The 1095-nt window shown below is 65.8% G+C and carries 2 protein-coding genes; both read right to left on the reverse strand.

The annotated features are described in order from the left end of the window. Positions 1 to 117: 117 nt before the first annotated feature. On the reverse strand, positions 118 to 291 hold the full coding sequence (locus ENE74_RS18370; RefSeq protein ID WP_164847548.1) for a hypothetical protein: 174 nt from the start codon (positions 289 to 291) through the stop codon (positions 118 to 120). Continuing rightward, on the reverse strand, positions 288 to 803 hold the full coding sequence (locus ENE74_RS18055) for a hypothetical protein (protein WP_127692244.1): 516 nt from the start codon (positions 801 to 803) through the stop codon (positions 288 to 290). The genes ENE74_RS18370 and ENE74_RS18055 overlap by 4 nt, the downstream gene beginning before the upstream one ends. Positions 804 to 1095: the final 292 nt, after the last annotated feature.

The raw sequence follows: 1095 nt of genomic DNA on the forward strand, positions 1-1095 counted from the left end.
TGAAGATCAACCCGATCCGGACGCCTTGCGACCGCTGCGCGCCGTCAACTCCCTACTTGCCGCGTGACGTTCGCTATCCGTTCGCCCTTTCCGTGCAGATACGTCACTTTCGTGTAGTCACCCCTCATAGCTGATTTCGACGCGGGTGATGCCGTGCTGCCGCAACAGGGGAAGGAAGCTCTCCTTGCAGCGCGCCTCTGCGGTCTGAACGATCGTGAGCTGCTGCGCGATCTCGGCGGTGATGCGCGCCTCGATGGCCGCGTGATTGTCGCAGGGTGGCTGTTGGGTCATGACGGCATCTCCTGAAGGATGAGGTGCGCGGCCTCGGCGCTCGCCGGAAAGGCAGCCGCGAGATTGTGATGGCAGGTGGCAAAGTCGGGGACGAAGAAGCGGCCGTCCTTGTCCGGCCGCGTCGCCATGATGACACCCGTCACGATGTCCTCGATCCGGTGGCGATCAACCACCGGATCGCTCCCTTCAGGATAGCGCACGGGCGCCGCGAAACAGGCTTCGATCCAGTGGGCGAGGCCATCTTCGACGAGCGCGGCATAGTGTTTCGCGGCCTCGGAGCCCGCGGCATGATCCTCGATTCTGAGGCCGAGCGTACGATAGGTCCCGAAATCATGAGGATTGGCGATCGTCACCAGTGAGCAGCCTTCGGGCGGGCTGCCATGAAGGGCAATGATCGCCGCGCGATAGGCGGCGACCTCGAGGCGGTTCAGTCGCTCGAAATCCGGGCTCTGGCCGAGCTGGGCGCAGTCTTCATTGGCGGGCGCGCCGCCCAGGTCGATGATGTCGGACATGGGTCTTCTCCTGTCCTGGATGGACGGCATACCCTTCCCCCTCGCCTTTCCTGCGCCGCAGGAGCGATCTCGCCGCAGCACCACGAAGGGGAAGACGCAGGACAGGCCCCGCTTCGGACGAGAAGCGAGGCCTGTCAGCGGCAGTGGGCCGATCAGCTTGCGAAAGCGTGGTCGGCGGAGGATTCGCCCAGGCCGGACTCGGCGGGAGCGCCCGCACCGGCAGTGTCGTCGGCGCCCGGCAGCGGCGGCAGCGCGTCGTCGGTCTTGGGCGCCATCTCCGCGGCAAGATCGC

Source organism: Sphingobium algorifonticola, assembly GCF_004005485.1.
GTDB lineage: Bacteria > Pseudomonadota > Alphaproteobacteria > Sphingomonadales > Sphingomonadaceae > Sphingobium > Sphingobium algorifonticola.

Excerpts from the sequence above, each read along its gene's own strand:
- ENE74_RS18370 (WP_164847548.1), bottom strand. The coding sequence starts at position 291 with ATGACCCAACAGCCACCCTGCGACAATCACGCGGCCATCGAGGCGCGC.
- ENE74_RS18055 (WP_127692244.1), bottom strand. The coding sequence starts at position 803 with ATGTCCGACATCATCGACCTGGGCGGCGCGCCCGCCAATGAAGACTGC.